General features: G+C 36.8%; 20 protein-coding genes. 18 read left to right on the top strand and 2 right to left on the bottom strand.

All coding sequences use genetic code 11. The annotated features are described in order from the left end of the window. Window positions 1-17 precede the first annotated feature (17 nt). From BAU17_RS14335 to BAU17_RS10800, 4 genes are all read left to right on the top strand, one after another. Window positions 18-155: a hypothetical protein gene (locus tag BAU17_RS14335; RefSeq protein ID WP_420022109.1), complete on the top strand. Its 138-nt coding sequence runs from the start codon at window positions 18-20 to the stop codon at window positions 153-155. Window positions 156-223: 68 nt separating this feature from the next. Continuing rightward, entirely contained in the window at window positions 224-346 is a 123-nt protein-coding gene (locus tag BAU17_RS14330; protein WP_325166818.1) for a hypothetical protein, read from the top strand. Between the two features lie 166 nt (window positions 347-512). Beyond that, entirely contained in the window at window positions 513-863 is a 351-nt protein-coding gene (locus BAU17_RS10805) for a hypothetical protein (RefSeq protein ID WP_161902836.1), read from the top strand. 20 nt (window positions 864-883) lie between these two features. Further along, on the top strand, window positions 884-1,657 hold the full coding sequence (locus tag BAU17_RS10800; protein ID WP_161902835.1) for a ChbG/HpnK family deacetylase: 774 nt from the start codon (window positions 884-886) through the stop codon (window positions 1,655-1,657). Between the two features lie 37 nt (window positions 1,658-1,694). Here the strand turns inward: BAU17_RS10800 and BAU17_RS10795 are convergent, their stop codons facing one another. Then, complete coding sequence (locus tag BAU17_RS10795; RefSeq protein WP_161902834.1) at window positions 1,695-2,303, bottom strand: hypothetical protein; 609 nt, start codon at window positions 2,301-2,303, stop codon at window positions 1,695-1,697. 203 nt (window positions 2,304-2,506) lie between these two features. On the opposite strand from BAU17_RS10795, the gene BAU17_RS10790 reads away from it, so the two are divergent. From BAU17_RS10790 to BAU17_RS10780, 3 genes are all read left to right on the top strand, one after another. After that, window positions 2,507-3,508: a DUF1002 domain-containing protein gene (locus tag BAU17_RS10790; protein WP_161902833.1), complete on the top strand. Its 1,002-nt coding sequence runs from the start codon at window positions 2,507-2,509 to the stop codon at window positions 3,506-3,508. A 139-nt stretch (window positions 3,509-3,647) separates the two neighbouring features. After that, the gene (locus BAU17_RS10785) at window positions 3,648-4,271 is read left to right on the top strand and encodes a histidine phosphatase family protein (protein WP_161902832.1); all 624 of its coding nucleotides are present in this window, start codon (window positions 3,648-3,650) and stop codon (window positions 4,269-4,271) included. 372 nt (window positions 4,272-4,643) lie between these two features. Next, a complete protein-coding gene (locus BAU17_RS10780; protein ID WP_161902831.1) occupies window positions 4,644-5,732 on the top strand; it encodes an aminotransferase class I/II-fold pyridoxal phosphate-dependent enzyme in 1,089 nt (362 codons plus the stop codon). Window positions 5,733-5,769: 37 nt separating this feature from the next. On the opposite strand, the gene BAU17_RS10775 is transcribed toward BAU17_RS10780, so the two are convergent. Then, window positions 5,770-6,285 (bottom strand): GNAT family N-acetyltransferase, encoded by a 516-nt coding sequence (locus tag BAU17_RS10775; RefSeq protein ID WP_161902830.1) that lies wholly within the window; start codon window positions 6,283-6,285, stop codon window positions 5,770-5,772. A gap of 324 nt (window positions 6,286-6,609) precedes the next feature. On the opposite strand from BAU17_RS10775, the gene BAU17_RS10770 reads away from it, so the two are divergent. The 11 genes from BAU17_RS10770 (at window position 6,610) to BAU17_RS10720 (ending at window position 17,811) form a co-directional block, all read left to right on the top strand. Continuing rightward, entirely contained in the window at window positions 6,610-7,167 is a 558-nt protein-coding gene (locus tag BAU17_RS10770; protein ID WP_161902829.1) for a DUF1836 domain-containing protein, read from the top strand. Beyond that, complete coding sequence (locus BAU17_RS10765; protein ID WP_161902828.1) at window positions 7,157-8,014, top strand: DegV family protein; 858 nt, start codon at window positions 7,157-7,159, stop codon at window positions 8,012-8,014. The genes BAU17_RS10770 and BAU17_RS10765 overlap by 11 nt, the downstream gene beginning before the upstream one ends. 165 nt (window positions 8,015-8,179) lie before the next feature. Beyond that, window positions 8,180-8,884 (top strand): response regulator YycF, encoded by a 705-nt coding sequence (gene yycF, locus BAU17_RS10760; protein ID WP_161902827.1) that lies wholly within the window; start codon window positions 8,180-8,182, stop codon window positions 8,882-8,884. A gap of 6 nt (window positions 8,885-8,890) precedes the next feature. Beyond that, on the top strand, window positions 8,891-10,726 hold the full coding sequence (gene walK / locus BAU17_RS10755) for a cell wall metabolism sensor histidine kinase WalK (protein WP_161902826.1): 1,836 nt from the start codon (window positions 8,891-8,893) through the stop codon (window positions 10,724-10,726). Further along, on the top strand, window positions 10,723-12,039 hold the full coding sequence (locus BAU17_RS10750; protein WP_161902825.1) for a YycH family regulatory protein: 1,317 nt from the start codon (window positions 10,723-10,725) through the stop codon (window positions 12,037-12,039). The genes walK and BAU17_RS10750 overlap by 4 nt, the downstream gene beginning before the upstream one ends. Beyond that, entirely contained in the window at window positions 12,029-12,892 is an 864-nt protein-coding gene (locus BAU17_RS10745) for a two-component system regulatory protein YycI (protein WP_161902824.1), read from the top strand. The genes BAU17_RS10750 and BAU17_RS10745 overlap by 11 nt, the downstream gene beginning before the upstream one ends. A gap of 52 nt (window positions 12,893-12,944) precedes the next feature. Beyond that, on the top strand, window positions 12,945-13,751 hold the full coding sequence (locus BAU17_RS10740) for an MBL fold metallo-hydrolase (RefSeq protein ID WP_161902823.1): 807 nt from the start codon (window positions 12,945-12,947) through the stop codon (window positions 13,749-13,751). 44 nt (window positions 13,752-13,795) lie between these two features. Next, entirely contained in the window at window positions 13,796-14,548 is a 753-nt protein-coding gene (locus tag BAU17_RS10735) for a MurR/RpiR family transcriptional regulator (RefSeq protein WP_161902822.1), read from the top strand. Window positions 14,549-14,723: 175 nt separating this feature from the next. After that, window positions 14,724-15,038 (top strand): PTS lactose/cellobiose transporter subunit IIA, encoded by a 315-nt coding sequence (locus BAU17_RS10730; RefSeq protein WP_161902821.1) that lies wholly within the window; start codon window positions 14,724-14,726, stop codon window positions 15,036-15,038. Window positions 15,039-15,059: 21 nt separating this feature from the next. Next, on the top strand, window positions 15,060-16,361 hold the full coding sequence (locus tag BAU17_RS10725) for a PTS sugar transporter subunit IIC (protein WP_161902820.1): 1,302 nt from the start codon (window positions 15,060-15,062) through the stop codon (window positions 16,359-16,361). Window positions 16,362-16,377: 16 nt separating this feature from the next. Then, window positions 16,378-17,811 (top strand): 6-phospho-beta-glucosidase, encoded by a 1,434-nt coding sequence (locus tag BAU17_RS10720; RefSeq protein WP_161902819.1) that lies wholly within the window; start codon window positions 16,378-16,380, stop codon window positions 17,809-17,811. The last annotated feature ends 19 nt before the right edge of the window (window positions 17,812-17,830 follow it).

Raw genomic sequence — 17,830 nt, 5'->3', positions numbered from 1 at the left:
AGAAAAAGGAGGTCCCTATGAAATCATTTCAAGTAACCGTAACAATTGACCGTCCGATTGGTTATGTGGATGATTATGGTAATTGTTACCCGATTAATTATGGCTATGTAGCAGGTGTGATTGGTGTGGAGAAGAACAAGATGCTTATGTTTTAACTGATAGGAATGAGCCGCTCGCAACATTTACTGGTCAGGTCATAGCAAAAATTATTCGTCGAGATGATGTGGAAGAAAAATGGATTGTCGCAAAAGATGCAAAGTATACGAAAGATGCTATTTACCAAGCAACCAAGTTTATCGAACAATATTTTGATTCCTATGTGGAATTGTTGAATGGGGAAAAATAAATTCGAGATATTTGAAACAATTGACAAGAACTGTTATTCTTTAAATAGAAGGCGCTTACTTTTTTGTTGATATGAGTATGAGGCATATACATCTCAACTGGTTTCCATGATGTGTTTTTTGACTAGTTTTGTCCCTTGACTCTTGTTCCTAAAAGGAGGAAATATCATGAGTGATCGAGAAAAACAACGAAAATATTATCAAGATTCAACAATCAAAGATAGTGAGTATGCAAAACAAAATGCGAATTTAACAAGACAAGCAAATCCCACTGATATTGATGAAGCCTATCAATCAAGTGGAAATAGTAGTCAATCGATTTGGAAAAACTTTTTTGTTCAATTGGTCAGTATTGGGATAGGTGTAGCATTTTTCTTTCTTATGATGTATGTAGGCGATATGGTGTTACCTGATAGAATGTATGATAGTGTCTATTTCCTACTTGTAGATGTCATACTTTCTGTAATAGTCGTCGTTAGTTGTTCCATGTATTGGAAGTCACGTCAAATGAAGCATTAGATAGATGAAAGAGGGATACGATGAAAAAAATATTATTACGAGCAGATGATTTAGGCTATTCAGAAGCAGTTAACTATGGAATTGAAAAATCAGTAAAACATGGTTTAATTCGCAGTGTAGGTGTCATGGTAAATATGCCGGCAACCATGCATGGTGTCGGCTTGTTGAGACAAGAAAATATTGCCTTTGGTCAACATACGAATATTTGTGTTGGACGACCGATGAGTGATCCAGCCTTCATTCCCTCATTAGTAGATGAGCATGGCTATTTTAAGTCTTCGAAAGAATACCGAAAAGCAACCGAAGATTTTGTTGATTTTAATGAAGCTTTGTTGGAAATTGAAGCACAGTACCAAGCATTTCTTGCGTTGTTTGGAAGAAAACCAGATTATTTTGAAGGACATGCGATTGCTAGTGAAAATTTCTTTCGCGCATTAGAACACTTTGCGAATGCGCATAATTTAACTTATTCGGGTCTACCAAAAGATACAGATCCAAATAGTTTGGACGAAGATGCTTCGATTATGGTAAATGAAACGAAAGTCTATTTAACGATGGAAAGTATGAATGAGGATTATGATCCCTATCAAACGTTTGATAAACTACTTGCACACTTCCATGAAGATGGTGTGGAGATGATTATTTTTCATCCAGGCTACCTAGATGATTTTCTATTGAATCACTCCTCATTACTCGTACCGCGTACCAAAGAAGTTGAAATGTTAACCAATCCGTTGATTGCCCGAAAACTTGAAGAAGCCCAGATTGAACGTATTGATTATCGAGACTTATAAAACAAAACGAGCAAATCGAGAAGATTTGCTCGTTTTATTATTTATATGTCGTGCGAATATACTTTTCGGCTTGACGACTATTATCTGTTTCAAAAAAGTCCAATTGATAATCCGTTGCATATGTTTTTAATTCTTCTAAGAAAGCTTCTGGTTCTGCAAGATAGGAAAGATTCACACGTAACATGGCATAAGGGGCAACACTATAACTATAAGTGAAATCTGAATAATGCGCAAAATCATCCGGTGCAGTTTGACGACTCAATAAATAAATGTAGTTCCCTGCTCGAACAGTGGAATGTTCATCGGGCGCGCTTTGAAGGGTAGCGTGCATAATATTTGTGCCTTCCCAAGAAAAAATGAATTCAGCGTGACGATAATGTTCTGGTGTTAGTTCTATTAAGCTGTCTAATTCTTGCAATCGGTCAATTGTCTTTTTGAAACTACTTGGTATAACCACCCAAAAAACAATCATTCCACCAATTGATAAGACTATAAAAATAATGGCAGAAGTTGTTTGACCTGCTAACAAAAAACCGATACCAACTAAAAATAGAATGACTTCTGAAAAAGTCCCCACAGTTTTCAAAAGTTTAACAGTACGTTCATTTTTTTCATTGAGTTGCTCAGTTGCGAAGTATTTAGCCATAAAAAAACCTCCTTTTATATAACTGTAACAAAAAGATATACTGAATAGAATAAAGATGCTTGATTTTATGCGGAAAAAGCTTGGTTTTTCATAAAGTTCATCAATTTTTTCTTAAGTTTTAACAAGAAAAACGAGCTTTTCTTTGCATAAAAAAGACTTCACGCTACAATAATGAGCATAGAATAGAATTGAGGAGCAAATATATGATGTATAAAAAATTACTTACAAGCGTGCTCGTTGGTGCGACAGTGTTACCTTTTGCATTAGCAACTAATGTCGCAGCAGATACACAAGCGAAAACAAAAGATGAAGGTTGGGACGTACCGAATGTTGCATTAGGTAACGGATTGACTGAACAAGAACAACAAGACACGTTAGCAAAATTAAAAGTGACAGATAAAGCCTACAATACATTTACTGTAAATGGGGATGATTTAGTTAAATATGTGACTGATATTGATTCGTTCACTTCGGATTCTAAAGCCTACTCAAGTGCGTATATGATGCGTACCAAAGAAGGCTCAGGTGTAAATGTGTCGATTGAAACACCTGAAACAATTACTTCACGAACGGAAGCAAACTATCGAAATGCGGCGATTACAAGTGGGGTATACGATGCGGATATTCGAATTGCCTCTGTGCGCGTGATGGATGGTAGTGGCGCACTAGCAGGAATTTACAAAATTTATGATGAAGTTGAACCTGCAGCAAACGATGCAGAAGCCCAAGAACGTGCAGAAAATCGGGAAGTTGCCCAAGAAGAAAGTGCTGTTGTTTCTGAAATTACAACCGAAAACCAAGACAATGAAAACTTTTCAGATGATAATTTAGCAGTTGCCTTAGCTGAAATTAAATTAGAATTGCAAAAAATTAAAGACGAACTCGCAAAATTAAATGAAGCACAAGGTCGTGAAAAAGTAAAAGAAGTCGTGGTTGAACAAATGAATGGACAAGGCTTGGGAGATGTTTTGACTGATTCACAAATTGATTCGATTTCTAATACGATGTATAATTTCTCGCAAGCACCGGTTATTAATAATGAACAAATCACTGAACAATTGACGACTTTAAAAGATGATTTAATGCAAAATGGCAAAGATTTCATCGATAATGCCAAAGAAAAATTAAACAGTGAAGAAACAAAAGGTTTTTTTGCAAATTTATGGCAAACTATCAAGTCATTCTTTGAAGGTTGGTTTAATTAAGCATAAAGAGAAAAACAGGAATTCTCTTTTCTAAAAAGGCTCCTTGGATTAGCTACTTAACGAGAGTAGTAATCCAAGGATGCTTTTTTTTATCTTCATTTTTCGTTATACTTAAAAAGAATTGTAAGGAGAGGAAAGTATGACAAAACTATATTTTGTAAGACATGGATTAACCGTTAATAATACGAAGCATGCTTTTAATGGAGCAAAAGCCAATCCAGAATTATTACCAGCGGGTAGAGAACAAGCAAGAAAAGTTGGGGAATATTTACAAGAGATTCCATTTACCGCAGCGTATGCAAGTCCACAAATTCGAGCGTTAGAAACAGCAGAACTTATTTTAAGTGAAAATCAACATCCAATACCAAGTATTCAACAAGAGCCTTTACTAAAAGAAATTGATTTTGGTGACTGGGATGGGGTCTCGATTGATCAATTTGCGAATCATCCACAACTCGAAAATTTGCGCCACCATCCTGAGAAATATAATCCGTCAGAATTTGGTGGAGAGTCTTATTCAGCAGTTATTGCCCGCGGCCAGCAATTTATACAATCGTTGCCTTACGAGGAAGGGCATTATTTAATTGTCGGACATGGTGTCACATTGACGACGTTATTACAAACGTTGCGCCAAAAAGAGATTGCACAAATTCGTGAAGATGGCTTGCTTGATAATACAAGTATTACAACGTTTGAAACAGTTGACGGTCAATCATTTGAGTTAATTGATTGGAATTATTGTATGAAATCGTCAGAACTTTGATGAGCTATTCTAATATATTAGAAAAAAATAAAAAGAATATTGACTTTTTCTCATAATCAACGCTATACTTAATGCAAATAATACATGAAAACGTTGACGAGAAGAGTAGCTTAAGGAATCAGGTAAGAGAACCCGGTTTGGTGGGAAAGGGGACTGATGATAGAAGTGAAGATGAACTCTGAGTTTGTAAATAGTTCACGCTATTTATGCGGTGGTGACCGTTAACTCACCGGGTTTCAGTAGGAACTGTCGAGGTACTATTTGTGAGAATAGTATAAATAAGAGTGGTAACACGAATATTTCGTCTCTTTGTCTAAAGAATAGCTTTAGGCAAAGAGGCGTTTTTTATTTTATTAAAAAGGGGAGAATAATATGAGCAAACATTTATCAACGGAATTGGTTCAATTAGGAAATCGTAAAGATACACAAAATGGGTCGATTAGTGCACCAATTTATCTGTCAACAACTTATGCCCATCCGGGTTTAGGGGAAAGTACAGGATATGACTATATACGCACAAAAAATCCGACACGTGATGTCCTAGAAGAAGGATTGGCAAAATTAGAAGGTGGTGCACGCGCAATTGTAACGAGTTCGGGCATGAGCGCCATTCAATTAGTATTCAATTATTTTTCAGTAGGTGCAAAATTTTTGGTGTCGCGTGATTTATATGGTGGTAGTTTCCGATTTTTTGATGAGTTGGCAGAAAAAGGGATTGCAACGTTTGACTATTTTACTGATTTAGCGGATTTAACAGAAAAGATAACGTCAGATGTCGCTGGCATATTTTTAGAAACACCAACCAATCCTTTGATGAATGAAGTGTCTATTCGCGAAGTGGCAAAGTTATCAACGAAACATGAAGCACTATTAATTGTGGACAATACCTTTTTAACACCGTTACGTCAACGCCCATTAGAAGAAGGTGCCGACATCGTGGTGCATTCAGGAACAAAATATTTAGCCGGACATAATGATATTTTAGCGGGTGTGGTTGTCGCCAAAGATGCAACCCTAGGTGACAAACTTGCTTGGTTAGCTAACACAACTGGACCAACATTAAGTGCATTTGATAGCTGGTTATTTACACGCAGTTTAAAAACATTGGAACTACGTTTTAACCAGCAAGAAAAGAATGCTCAAGAAATTGCGAAAACCTTAGAAAAACATCCGGCAATTAAAGAAGTCTTTTATGTTGGTGCGGGGTCAATGATTAGTATCAAAGTAGTCGATGAGAATAAAATTGGTTCGTTCTTACAAGCCTTAGAAGTATTTAGTTTTGCAGAGAGTTTAGGTGGTGTTGAGAGTTTGATTACTTATCCAACGACACAAACACATGCAGATATTCCTCAAGCATTACGTGAATCTTATGGATTGACGCCAGATTTATTACGCATTTCTGTGGGGATTGAGCACGTGGAAGATTTGATAGCTGATTTAGAGCAGGCTCTAAATGCCTAAAGAAACATCCGAATGACATCAGTCATTCGGATGTTTTTTAGATTAATTGTTTGATCATAATATAATCCGTTTGTTCATCGTCACCCATAAAGAAGGAATGCTGTCCTTGGCGCACAAAGCCCATTTGTTGGTAGAAGGCTTTTGCAGGTTCATTGTGTTCCCATACACCTAGCCAAACAGAAGACTGTCCATTTTGAATAGCTAGTTGACAAGCATAGTCAATTAAAAAACGGCCATGCCCCCGTCGTTTGTAAGCTGTGCGGATGTATAAGCGTTCAATTTCTAATGTATTTTCTGCAATATCTTCGGTTTGTGTTTGCCCCGTATTGACTTTGAGATAACCAGCTAATTCATCTTCGTCATATAAAAAATAGAATGTTGTTCCTGTGGTTGCTAGTTCCCTCCGTAATTTGGCTAAAGGATAGGCATCATCAAGATAAGCTTTCATAATATGTGGTGGATTAAAGGGTCCGAAAGTATCCGTGTAGGTTTCGATACTAATACTTTGTAGCTGTTGTACATCATCGAGTGTGCAAGGTTTTAATTGAATCATTCGCGTTCTCCTTTACTTACATGGTATGAATGTTATGGTACGTGGAACGAATCGGTTTGGCAAGTGTTTCAGAAGGATTCATTAAGAAAAAGTTTACAGAGAAACAAAAAATCATTCATATTTTTTTCACATTTGTTGGTTATTATTTACACATACCAACAAAATGTCTTTTTAAAAGACAACCCTAACACTTTTTCATTTTTTACTCCTTGCCTGTCGATCCCCGTCGACAGGCATCCTTTTTACTCTTTACCTAGTCTTTAAAACTAGGTATAATGATTACGGAAAATAAAAAAAGTTATAATTAAGAAGAGGTGTTGCTAATTGGATGAACTACACAGTGAAATTTTAGAGTGGACAGAATCGTTAGTTGATTTTCATCTGCCTCGTTGGGATGAACTACCCGAATTAGATTTGTATATGGATCAAGTGATTACCTTAATTGATAAATATGCCTCTCCAATTATTCAATCAGAGAAGCATCCATTATTGACTGCTTCGATGGTTAATAATTATGTTAAAAAAGGATTGATTCCACCACCAGTGAAAAAGCGCTATACGAAACGACATGTCGCTTTTTTAGTGGCAATTACATTATTAAAACAAGTACTTACAATTTCTGAAATTAAAGAAGGAATTTTATTTCAAGGGCACGTTATTGGCATTCGGCAAGCGTACAATCTTTTTTGTGAGGAACAAGAAAAAGCAATTCAACATGTTTGTCTGTATGCCACAGGTAAATCAGTCTCAGCAGAAGAATCTATTCCAACTGAATATTTAGCAGTGAAAGCTGCAACTGCAGCTTTTGCAAATAAATTACTTGCAGAAAAAGTCATTGAAAAAGAGAAAAGCTATTTACAAGGAGAAGCCAATGAAAAATAAGATTGCGTTATTAGTTGATTCAGGAACCGATGTTCCACAAGACTTGATGGAAAAGTACGGGATATTTATGATTCCTTTAAAAATCATTTATAAAAGTCAAACCTATACGGATAAGGTTGATATTACACCCGAAGAAGTTTATGAGCGCTTAGCGACAGAGATTCCTTCTACATCACTACCTGATGGCGAGGGGATTCAACGAATTTTTGATGAAATTCAAGCGCAAGGGTACCGGCAAGCAGTCGTCGTAACGATTTCCAGTGGCTTAAGTGGTACTTATAATATGTTACGCTTGATGGGGGAAGAACAAAAAGCTTTGCAAGTATATGTATTAGACACAAAAAGCATTGGGATTGGTGCAGGTTTACAAGCAATTTATGCCGCTGAATTGATTGACGAAGGACGTCCGTGGGCTGATATCATCAAAACCTTAGAACAAAAAGTGCAAGAGTCCAAAGTGTTCTTTAATGTGGCAACATTAGAATACTTGCAAAAAGGTGGACGTATTGGTTTAGTTGCTTCTATTGTTGGCACGGCCTTAAAATTGAATCCGACGATTTCATGCAATGAAGAAGGCATTTACCATACCGTTGCTAAAACGCGTGGACGTAAGAAAAGTCTTGAAAAAATGATCCAACTCGTACAAGAAGTGATTGGTATGCATCGCCATTTTCGTTTAGCTGTGGCACAAGGGGATGCGATGGAAGAAGCTTTATGGGTCAAACAATTGTTAGAAGAAAAATTTCCACAGGCGAAAGAAATTTTATTTGGTCCGATTTCGCCAGCTTTAGTCGTGCATACTGGACCAGGTTTGTTAGGGATTGGTGTCCAATTGCTAGACAAATAGAGAGAGACAGCTGCAAGCAGTGACTTGGAGCTGTTTTTTTCATAAATTCCTTGCGAAAACCTGACTAAAAATGTGTTTTAATGAAACGAAAGGTAAAATCATGTATAATAGATATGACACTTAAATCGTGAGAATGTAAGAAAATAAGAATGAGGTGACTTTTTTATGAAGAAAATTTTAGTCGTGGATGATGAAAAACCGATTTCAGATATTGTGAAATTTAATCTCACTAAAGAAGGTTATGAGGTCTTCACTGCCTATGATGGAGAAGAAGCATTAGAAAAAGTACAAGAAGTAGAACCCGATTTAATTTTATTAGATTTAATGTTGCCAAAAATGGATGGCTTAGAAGTAGCACGTGAAGTACGTAAAACTTATGATATGCCAATCATTATGGTTACAGCAAAAGATTCCGAAATCGATAAAGTGTTAGGATTGGAATTAGGTGCGGATGATTATGTAACAAAACCATTTTCAAACCGTGAACTTGTGGCACGTGTGAAGGCTAATCTTCGTCGTGGCGCTACTTCAGCCAAAGAAGCGGAAGAACCGGTTAACTCTGAATTATCGATTGGTGATTTAACCATTCATCCTGAAGCCTACATGGTCACAAAACGTGGAGCAGCGATTGAATTAACACATCGTGAGTTTGAGTTATTGCATTATTTGGCTAAACATATTGGACAAGTAATGACACGTGAACATTTATTGCAAACGGTTTGGGGTTATGATTATTTTGGTGATGTTCGCACAGTAGACGTAACGGTTCGCCGCTTACGTGAAAAAATTGAAGACAATCCGAGTCACCCGAATTATTTAGTCACTCGTCGTGGTGTAGGTTATTATTTACGCAATCCGGAACAGGAGTAAGCATGTATGAAAAATAAAGTTCGCTTTTTTCAATCAGTGAACTTTAAAATCGCCCTGACATTTATCTTGATTTTATTAATTTCAATCGAGATTATCGGGGCGTATTTTATTCGCGGATTGGAACGTTCGACACTTGAAAGTTTTAAAACTGGGATGAATACCCAAGCTGAAACCTTAGCTAGTACTTTGGGCAATTATTTAGTCAATCGAGAAGGTACGAGTGACGAACAAATTGATAGTGAGATTCAACGTGTACTAGAAAACAGTGATTCACCAGATATTATTGAAATGAAAGTTGTTGACCAAAAAAGTATTATACGAGCAACAACGAATGTAGCTGATAAGAGTTCTATAGGGAAAAAGAATGAAGATTCAAACATTGAAGACTTTTCTAATCGGAATATGGTAGCTGTTGATGATACAACCGGTGACCGTGTTCAAATCAATGTACAAGTTATTCAGTCAACCGGCGATACGGTGGTTGGTGTTCTCTATGTCAAAAGTAATTTAGAACAAAAATACCGTGAAATTACAAATATTGCTTATATATTTGTGACCGCATCGGCATTTGCGGCAATTATTTCGATGGTTGTGGCCGTCTTGATTGCACGTTCGATTACCCAACCGATTGGTGAAATGCGTGAACAAGCCTTACGAATTGCCAAAGGAGATTATAGTCGAAAAGTGTTAGTTAAAGGAAAAGATGAATTAGGACAATTGGCAGAAACCTTTAATCAACTGGCAGAACGTATCGAAGAAACCCAAGAAGCCATGGAATCAGAGCGTAATCGATTAAATAGTGTCTTGGCACATATGACTGATGGGGTTGTTGCAACTGATCGCCGAGGGAAAGTCATTACGATTAATGAAATGGCTTTGTCTTTGTTGAATGTGAAACAAGAAGAAGCAATTGGGCAATCAATTTTAATGTTGTTTGAGATGGAAGAAGATTATACTTTACGTCGATTATTAGAAAATCCGGACGAAATATTATTAGAACGACCATCCAACGATAAAAATTTGGATGCAATGATTTTACGTGTTGATTTTTCGATGATTCGTCGGGAATCGGGCTTTATTTCTGGTTTAGTTGCTGTTTTACATGATGTCACTGAACAAGAAAAAACCGAACAAGAGCGTCGTGAATTTGTATCGAATGTTTCACATGAACTACGTACACCTTTGACAAGTATGCGTAGCTATATTGAAGCGTTGAATGAAGGAGCTTGGCAAGATCCAGAAATTGCGCCTAATTTCTTAAAAGTAACCCTAGATGAGACCGATCGAATGATTCGGATGATTAATGATTTACTCAATTTATCACGAATGGACAGTGGAAATTCAGAGTTGCAGCTCGAATTTATTAACTTTAAAGACTTAGTCAATTTCGTCTTAGACCGTTTCGATATGATGGTTAACAATCATGAAAAGAATTATAAGATTCGTCGTGAATTTACGAAACGAGATCTTTGGTTGGAAGTAGATACGGATCGGATGATTCAAGTAATTGATAATATTATGAATAATGCAATTAAGTATTCACCAGACGGAGGGAGTATTACCGTGCGATTAGTGGAAACACATAATAATATCGTATTAAGCGTAACAGACCAAGGTTTGGGGATTCCCAAAAAAGATTTAACGAAAATTTTTGACCGTTTTTATCGCGTGGATAAAGCACGTGCACGTGAACAAGGTGGAACCGGCTTAGGTCTAGCAATTTCGCGTGAGGTACTAAAAGCACATGGGGGAACTATTTGGGCTGAAAGTCGTGAAAATGTAGGCTCTACGTTCTTTATCAGTTTACCTTATGAACCATATGAGGAGGATTGGTGGGAATGAAATTTATCGAAAGATTTGTTCGAATCGGCTTGATTGCAATGATTGCGCTAAGTTTTTACTTAACCTATCTCATTTGGTTGAGTCCAGCCAATCGTGACCCTGGTGATGTCAAAGAAATAACTAGTGCGGAGTTGCAAAAAGAAAAGGCTTCGAAAGCTGCTTCGGATATTTTTTTACCTTTGCGTTTGACCGCAATTAATGGCGAAGAAATACGTGAAAGCAATACCGAAAATTTAGTGAAGAAAATCCAGTTGGAGTTAGGGAAAGCGAAATACGGTGAAGCAAAATTAGAAACATTTCCTAATGAAGAAGCCTTCAATGAAAAGAATCGACTTGAAGAAGGAATTGAGATGACATATGTTGCGAATGTTCCTTTGACCGTCTATTTGGATACTTTTCAGTTGGATATCCCAATAAGTGAATCTATCCAAGATACTAATTTTTTCCGTATTCAATTGAATTATCGAGAAAATAAAATCCGATTCTTGAACTGGAGCAAGCGAACGATTTTAGAAGCACCGATAACAACTAGCTTGTCAGCAATCCAAGAAATTGTTGAAAATAATCGTTCATGGGTACCAGTAGCACGTGATGAGATGTTGAGTAGTTATCAGTACTATACGACAGAATCAATCAAATTACCTTTGTACAGTTATATTTCCTCTATGCGTCCATATACGGTTTTTCGGGATTCCTTCTTTACGGATCCTAAAAATGTTCGTAGTAATGATGGAAGTGCCAATCTACATTTGTATGATGGTTCAGAATCAATGATTATTCAGCAAAACCAACAACAAGTTGATTTTCGAGGGATTTTAAAAACGGATGACCACTTTAACGTTTATCCAGCTAGTTATGAATATATTCGTGGCTTAGGAACCAACTACGGCTCATTACGTTTATTTGATCAGGTAAATCGTATGATTGATTATCGGATTTTTGTGGAAGGTTTTCCTGTGTTTGGGAATCAAGGGGAAGGTCGGATGACCGCTCAATTTTCGGACAATGGACAGGAACATCTCCAAAATATTGAAATTCGGGCGAATCTTAGTACCATTCAAGTGCCTATTCCGTCAGAAAAAGAAGTGGAATTACCACCTAGTCATGATGTGATTGAGCAGTTGTATTTAATGGGGGCAGATGCGGATAAATTACAACGTATTTTAGTTGGATATAGCTGGAAAAATTTACAAGATACAGGTGTTGTGGACTTAGAACCAAATTGGTATGTGCAATATGAAAATAAATGGTATCTATCTTCTGACTTATTCAGTAGACTACAAGAAAGCGAGGGATCGTCGAATGGATTTTAAACGAATCGAATGGATTTTCTTCTTAGCTTTTCTGGGTGTTAATATCTTTCTCTTTTCCATTTATCGAGAAGCACGTTCTGAACAGGATGTGGTTTATCGTTCCAATCAGAAAATTCCAATTGAGCAACGGCTAGCATCAGATAATATTAAGACGGAGGGGAACTTTTCTAAGGAACATGTTGAGGGATATTATTTAAGTGGTGAGCCAACGAATATGCAAACCGCACTAGAACAAGAACGCAAACGACTAAATAATCCTAATCTATTAAATCAGCAAACCATGGTAGATGAGACGACCTTGACTCATAGTGTTGACGATCAAGTTTATATTAGTGATGATCATAAGGTAGAGGCTGTTTTGCAAACATTCTTTATGCAAGAGAATAAATTATTATTTGGAAAAGAATATATGTATGTTCCAGAATGGTCAAAACTCGACGATGACTATCCTGAAATTCGAGCAGCACAGAGCTATGAGGGGATTCCGATTGATGATTCCTCTAGTCGTTTAGTTCTTTCATTAGAACGTCAAGCTGAATTATTAGAAGTGGTGCAGTATACACAAACACATATATCAAATTTGATGCCTTTGCGTGAAGCAAGCAACTTGTATTCGGAAGAAGATGCGATTAATACCCTGTACATTAATAATAAAATTCCCAGCAATTCAACGATTAAATGGCAACGTCTAGCATATACATTAAATTTGCGTGTACGCGGGAAAAATGTGTACGTTCCTGCTTGGTTTGTCGCAATTGAAGGACCAGATGAAACAGTCCAAATTGAACGAGTCAATGCGTTAACCAATCGAATTGTGACAAATACTCCAGTCCAAACGGTAGAAAATACATGAAATTACAGGTATAATGAATGCAAGTTGAATTTAGGAGAGGAAGTCACAAACAATGGAGAAACAAAGCGCATTTAACATCAGTATTTTAGCCAGTGGTAGTTCAGGTAATTCTTTGTTTATTGAGACAGAGAAGAAAAAAATCTTGGTAGATGCTGGTTTAAGCGGAAAAAAAATCACTTCATTGTTAAGTGAAGTCGGTCGTAGTCCAGATGAATTGGACGCTATTTTGGTGACACATGAGCATCGTGACCATATTCATGGTGTGGGCGTTCTTGCACGTAAGTACAAATTGGATGTTTATGCTAATGAAAAAACATGGCAAGCTATGTCGCCGTTGATTGGAAATGTTGCTGTTGAGCAACAACATATTTTTGAAATGGGCAAAATTTTAACCTTTGGTGATATGGATATTGAAAGTTTTGGTGTATCACATGATGCAGCAGCACCTCAATTCTACCGTTTCTATAAAGATGGTAAATCGTTTGTCATGTTAACTGATACAGGTTATTGCAGCGATTATCTACGTGGAACCATTCGAGGTGCAGATGCTTACTTGATGGAAAGTAATCATGACTTAGAAATGTTGCGGATGGGAGCTTACCCATGGAACTTAAAACAGCGTATTTTAGGTGATCGTGGGCATTTATCAAATGAAGATGGCGCTTTAGTTATGACAGATATTTTAACAGATAACACCAAACGAATTTATTTAGGCCATTTAAGTCGTGAAAACAATTTGAAAGAATTGGCTCATATGACGATGGAAAATGTGTTGCGGGAACATGATTTAGGTGTTGGTGAAACCGTACATGTTTACGATACTGACCCAGATAAAGCATCAGCATTATTTGCGATTTAAAAGAAGGGCATGTGCTCTTCTTTTTTATTGAGGAGGATACGAGAATGTTTGATAGTGCAAAAATAGCCGCATTAAATGATTTAGAAATGATTGTATATGATTATCTTGTAAAACATATGGATAAAGCTGCAACAATGACAATACGTGAATTATCAAGGGCTTGCCATGTATCCACATCAACAATTGTCCGAACCAGTGGCAAATTAGGATATGCAGGTTTTTCTGAATTAAAATATGCGATGAAACAAGAGTTACAGGCGAAAAAAATATCAATGATAGATTATTTTTATGATGCAGCGATTCCAGTAGATAATTTTTTAAAGCGTATGAATCAAGACGATTATCGGCAAACATTAGCCACAGCAATACAAATGATTATAGCAGCAAAACAAATTACGTTTATTGGTATTGGAACGAGTGGCATTTTGGGGATGTATGGTAGTCGTTATTTTATCAATCTAGGAATGAATTGTTATAGTATAACCGATGTGTTTACACCGGTAGCACCAAGTGGGCAAGATGGTAACTTAGTGATTGTTTTGTCAGTATCAGGTGAAACGAAGGAGACGTTGACCCAATTAAATGAATTTAAACGTTATGGTGCAAAAATTTTAAGTATTACCAATAATGAGCATTCAACGATTGCACGTTTAGCTGATTATAATCTATCTTACTATATGCCTGAAATCACAGATAATAAAGAGCATAGCATTAATTTAACCACTCAGGTTCCAGTGATTGCCTTAATAGAAATTTTAGCGCATCAAGCACATCACGAGAGGAATCAACTAAAATAAGTGCTATTCCTATCAGAAAGAATAATAATGGTAAACTTCGCAGATTTTGCGTAAGTTTACTATTTTTTTGTTTTTTTTCTTGAAACATGTTTCTTATGTTTTGAAAAGGCTTTTATAAATTGGGGGAAATAGTTATAGTCAATATGTAAACGGATTCGAAAAGGAGAGAAAAACAATGGATGAAAAAAATTTAGAAGCGATTATGGGCTTAATTATGTACGGAGGAAATGCCAAAAGTGATGCAATGGAAGCGATCGCTGCTGCGAAATCAGGTGATTTTGAATTAGCCGATCAAAAAATTAAAGATGCAGAAGCGTCATTAGTGGAAGCGCATCATTCGCAAACAAATCTTTTAACAAAAGAAGCACAAGGTGATCACATGACAGTTACATTGTTAACGGTGCATTCACAAGATCATTTAATGACATCAATTGCATTTACAGATTTAGCCAAAGAAATTATTGATGTGTATCGTCGTATTGAAAAATAAACCAACAAAGGAGTTTTGAAAATGAATGAATTTATGAATAACAAAGTATTACCTCCTGTATTAAAATTTGTAAACACAAAAGCAATCACTGCGTTACGTAACGGGATGCTTTACACAATGCCTTTTACAATTGTCGGCTCTATTTTCTTGCTATTATCAAATTTTCCGATTAAAGCCGTCTCTAATTGGGTAACAGATTCAGGGCTAGGAGTGTATTTTGACCAAGCGTATGGTGCTTCATTTGCGATTATGGCAATTTTTGCAGTTGTCGGTATTGCTTATTCTTATGTGAAAAATGAAGGATTTGAAGGTTTACCTGCAGGTATGATTGGTTTGGTCGTTTATTTACTAACGATGCGCTCTTCAGTGACAGATGCAGAAACCAATGTAACTATTAGCAACGTTATTGATAAAACTTGGACAAGTGGTCAAGGGATGATTAGTGCGATTTTAGTTGGTTTATTTGTCGGTTGGGCTTATTCATGGTTCTTAAAACGAGATATTCGTATTAAGTTACCAGAACAAGTACCATCTAACGTAGCAAACTCATTTACTGCATTGATTCCAGCTTCAGCAATTATTACATTTGCGATGATTGTGTATGCATTATTTGATGCGTTCATGAATACAACGGTTGTCGAATTGATATATGAAATGATTCAAAGTCCAATGCAAGGAGTAACTGATTCATTAGGTGGTGCGTTGTTATTAGGTTTCTTAACACCATTCTTATGGTTCTTTGGGGTTCATGGTTCAACAATTGTTGGTGGAATTATGGGACCAATTTTACAAGCAAACTCTTTAGCGAATACTGATATTGTCAATGCTGGTAAAGAATTAACTTTGGCAAATGGTGGACATATTGTGACACAGCAATTCTATGATCAATTTATTAATGTGACTGGTGCAGGGATGACTATCGGGTTAGTAATGTTTATGGCATTCTTTGCAAAATCTGCACAATACAAACAATTAGGACGCTTATCTTTAGCACCAGCGATGTTTGGAATCAACGAACCAATTGTTTTTGCAACACCAATTGTAATGAACCCAATTATGGCAGTACCATTTATTTTAACACCGGTTGTGTCTAGTATTATTACGTACTTTGCATTGTATACAGGTTTAGTTCCATTATTTACAGCTGTTCAAGTACCGTGGACAATGCCACCAGTAGTTTCTGGATTTTTAATTAGCGGTTGGCAAGCGGCCTTATTACAATTTGTTGTACTAACTGTCGGATTCTTTATTTACTTACCATTCGTGAGAAAAATGGATCAAATCAATACAGCTCAAGAATCAGGTGAAGAAGTTACGGCATAAGAGGAGAGGTTGACAAATGTTGAGAAATGATTTTTTGTGGGGCGGCGCTGTTGCCGCCCATCAAATTGAAGGTGGTTGGCAAGAAGCTGGCAAAGGTATCAGTATTGCAGATGTGATGACAGCAGGTCGCCATGGGGTTGAACGAAAAATTACGGATGGCGTCTTACCAAATGAAAACTATCCGAACCACGAAGCAATTGATTTTTATCATCATTACCATGAAGATATTCAATTATTTAAGGAAATGGGATTGAAAGCCTTCCGTACGTCAATCGCTTGGACACGTATTTTCCCAAATGGCGATGAGACAGATCCTAATGAAGCGGGTTTGCAGTTTTATGATGATCTCTTTGATGAATTATTGAATGCGGGGATTGAACCTGTGATTACCTTGTCGCATTTTGAAATGCCTTATCATTTAGCCAAAGAATATGGTGGTTTTCGCAACAAGAAAGTGATTGACTTTTTTGTTCATTATGCCGAAGTGGTGATGAATCGGTATAAGGACAAAGTCAAATACTGGATGACCTTCAATGAAATTAATAACCAAGCGGATGGACAGCATGCTGTTCATACGTGGACAAATTCAGGAATTATTGTGTCAGAAGAGGAAAACGGGGAAGAAGTGATTTATCAAGCGGGCTTAAATGAATTAATTGCCAGTGCCAAAGTTGTCAAATTAGGGCGCCAAATCAATCCGGATTTCCAAATTGGTTGTATGATGGCCTATGTACCCGTCTATCCTTATTCTTGTCATCCGAATGATATGATGGCTTCGGTCAAAGTCATGAATCGTCGTTTCTTTTATAGCGATGTGCATGCTCGTGGTGAAATCCCAACGTATGCATTAAAAGAATGGGAAGCAAAAGGCTACACGATTGAGTATACGCCAGAAGAATTGCAAGCGTTGAAAGAGGGCACTGTTGACTATATTGGTTTTAGTTATTATATGTCTGGGGCAGTCAGTACATTAGCTGACGTGACCGGGCAAGCAGATGTACCAGAATACCCACATGCGAAAGTCGTACAAAATCCTTATATTGAGTCTAGTGATTGGGGTTGGCCAATTGATGCAGTTGGATTAAGATACATTTTGAATGTAATTTACCAACGCTATAATTTACCATTGTTTATTGTGGAAAATGGTTTTGGCGCATATGATCAAGTCGAAGCCGATGGCAAAATTCATGATCCTTATCGAATTGCTTATTTACGCGCCCATATTAAAGAAATGCTTACGGCAATTGAAGTCGATGGCGTTGATTTAATTGGTTACACACCGTGGGGAATTATCGATATTGTTAGTTTTGGAACCGGAGAAATGGAAAAACGTTATGGTTTTATTCATGTTGATAAAGATAACGAAGGCAAAGGTTCATTGAAGCGAAGCAAAAAAGATTCATTTGATTGGTACCAACAAGTCATTAAGAGCAACGGGGAAATACTATAAAAAAAGAAGCAGCACTTCG

This window comes from Candidatus Enterococcus willemsii (assembly GCF_009933335.1).
Lineage (GTDB): Bacteria > Bacillota > Bacilli > Lactobacillales > Enterococcaceae > Enterococcus_F > Enterococcus_F willemsii.
Note: the sequence above shows the minus strand (reverse complement) of the source record. Positions and strands in the feature narration are given on the sequence as shown.